The sequence below is a fragment of the Caulobacter sp. P1_B12_2 genome (assembly GCF_056406675.1).
The window spans coordinates 1-2,911 of the sequence record NZ_JBFTZS010000527.1; the positions used below are offsets into that span (position 1 = coordinate 1).

General features: G+C 65.2%; 1 protein-coding gene and 1 pseudogene. One reads left to right on the top strand and one right to left on the bottom strand.

Annotated features, from left to right (window positions below):
- Window positions 1-1,173: pseudogene (locus AC1DZ6_RS22730) on the top strand (hypothetical protein); the annotation flags it as partial.
- A gap of 237 nt (window positions 1,174-1,410) precedes the next feature.
- On the opposite strand, the gene AC1DZ6_RS22735 reads toward AC1DZ6_RS22730, so the two are convergent.
- Window positions 1,411-2,911: carboxylesterase/lipase family protein (locus AC1DZ6_RS22735; protein ID WP_477099382.1), on the bottom strand; the 1,501-nt coding region annotated here is incomplete at its 5' end.

Genomic DNA, 2,911 nt, shown 5'->3' on the forward strand with positions numbered 1-2,911 from the left:
GTTGAGCCGCGCGACCCTGCCGTGCGCCCCATCGCCCCCTGGCGCAAGACGACGGCGAAGACCCCCCACGTGATCACCGCGCCGCAGATCGTCGAAAGCGATCTCGACATGCTCGACAACGGCGACAGCCTGAACCAGACCGAATTCTTCGCCGTCCCGCTTGAGGCGGGCGAGACGCTGCGGCTTGAGATTCTGGAGGCCTCCAAGAGGATCGTTCTTCTCGTCGCCAATTCCAAAAATCGCTACGTCGCCGCAGCCGACCAGAGAAACCCCGAGCGTCAACTCTCTATGACGGCCAAGGAAGCGGGGACCTATGTCGTCAGCGTCTGGTCGAAGGGCGATCCGCCGGCCACGCCCTACCGGCTGAAGATCGACACCGATCGCCGGCCTTACGTCAAATGGGAGCCGCCGCGCCCGTCGCCGCCTCCCGCCAAGCTCATGACGGTCGAGGCGCCTGTGGCGACCAAGCCCGCCGCGCCCGTGACAAAGCCCGCGCCCAAGCCTGCGCCTCCGACCCTGCCTAAGTTCACCCCGCCGCCGGGCGTGCTGCCCGCCGAGGTCGGCAAGTCCGTCGCGCGGCCGGCCGGCAAGGTCGGGGCAGCCGTGGATCTCTTCGCCTTCATTGGCGAATCCGGCTCGGTGCTGCAGGTCAGCGCCGGCGCGCCCGGGGCCGGCGGCCACGCCATCACCCTCTATACGCCCGAGGGCAGCGAGATGCTGCAGGCCGACGGCGTCGACCTGACCAAGCTCAGCGCGGTCTTGCCCAAGGACGGAATCTATCTGCTGGCGGTCGGCCGTCAGAACGCGGCCAAACCCTACAAGCTGACCCTGGCGGCAGAGTCGCCGGATCTCTTCCAGTGGAGCTTCCGCAATGCGGCCGGCTACGACGTCTATGACGCCAAGGGCGCCATTTCCTTTTCCACCTGCTGGACGGCGCCGGGCTCGACCCTGCAATACAAGTTCGCCAATGGCCTCACGGGTACGCTCACCGTCCAGCGCGGTGGGGCCGGTCGGTGGGAGCTCGCCGGTCAACCGGCCAAGCCCTTCACCACCCAGCTGGCGGCCGGCGTCTTCGTGCGAACCTACGAGCACGGCGCCGCCACGCCGGACTCATGGGCTCTGGACGCGCCAGATCCTGATACCGGCGCCTATCGTGGTTATCTCTGCCGATGAGTGAGATGGCTCTGCCACAGCGGTGGCTAAAATGCGGGGTCCAACGCGCGCTAAGCTGCGCATGCGCCAGGAGCGGACATTGGCGCACCTCCAGGAACTCGACATTCCCGTCGCCCCATATCCGGCCGCGCCGTGATCTATGGCGCGGCCAACTATGAAGCGACAGTCGAGGACAAGGGCAACGCAGCAGCGCTGACTAGCCTTTTCACGCGGATACCGTCAGAAGGCGGCGGGCGGTTACTTGGGCTTAGGCAGAGCCGCCAGGTCGGTGTCGATCTGCTGCAGCGTCGCGTCCGTCAGCTGCTGGGGCAGGTAGCTCTGCAGGGCGGTGAGCGTTAGGCCGCGCGCCGTGTTGATCTGCGGATTGCCGACCACTTCAGCGATGCGCCGCTGGAGCACCGTATGGGCCGCAGGGTCATCCAGCAACGTACCGATGGGCGTCGTCAGGCTGTTGTAATGTCCCGACGCCTGCGCCGCCGCCAGGCGCGCCGCGCCCTTATCGATCTCCTCGCCCCAGGGATCCTTCTGCGCCGATGCGGAGCCCCCGGCCGAGAAATCCATTAGCGGATCGGTCGCCGGATCGTACTTTGGCCAGACCGGCAGTCCGCCGCCGTTGGGATCGCCTGCCTTGGCGAAGTTGACAACATAGGCGCTGACGGTTTTGCCAACGGCAACGTCCTTGGGCGTCGTCTGCGCGCCATATTTGATCGCGACGTTGTCGAAGAAGTACGGCACTTCGGTGGCGTGCTGAGCTCCCGGTTGACCGACTGAATCGGCCACGTAGGAAAAGCGGTAGTGCCAGACAGGCACGCCTTGCTTGGCAATCCTGGCCGCGGCGTTGCGTCCGCCAGCGATCATGAAGCCGGTCTTTCCACCCATGTCCGCGCTGGTCGCACCGATGATCATCGGCAAACGGGTGAACTTCCCAGACGCGTACGCTTGGCCCTGATCAACGACGATCTTCCCATCACGGAACGGACCGCTGAAGGTCTTGGGCCCCGGCTTGGGCTGAAACAAATGAATCATGCTGAGGTCATCGGTGACCTGCTCGGCGCTGAGGGCGCGCAACTTGTCCATCGCCTGGGGATCGTCGGGCGACACCCCGTTGGCTTTGGCGAAATTGGAGTAGATCTGCTCGACCTCGGCGAGACTGGGGTTGTCCTTGGTCTCGGCATTGCCGCCGGACAACACCATCGCCTTTTGAAACAACCCGCGCGCCAGTGGCGTGGTCACGAGCGTATGGACTGAAAGTCCACCCGCGCTCTCGCCTATGATGGTTACGTTGGAGGGATCTCCGCCGAAGGTGGCGATGTTGCGCTGAACCCATTTGAGCGCGGCGATCTGATCGAGAATCCCATAGTTCCCGAGCAGGCCGTGATCTGGATCTTGCTTGGTCAATTGAGGCAGGGCGAAGGTGCCGAAGCGACCAACACGATAGTTGAAACTGACGAACAGCACGCCCTGCTTGGCGAGGTTCGCTCCAGAATAGGTGGGCGGCGAGGCGCCCCCGTTCACAAAGCCGCCGCCATAGATCCAGACGACCACCGGGAGCGCTGACTGGGCGGCGGCCGGTTTCCAGACGTTGGCGTAGAGGCAGTCCTCCGCCGGCGTGGTGCCCAGCGGTGCGGCATCGCCGCCAAACGGCTTTTGCATGCAATCGGAACTGTACGTCGTGGCCTCGCGGACGCCGGTCCATTTGGCCGCCGGTTGGGGCGCGCGCCAGCGCAACGCCCCAACC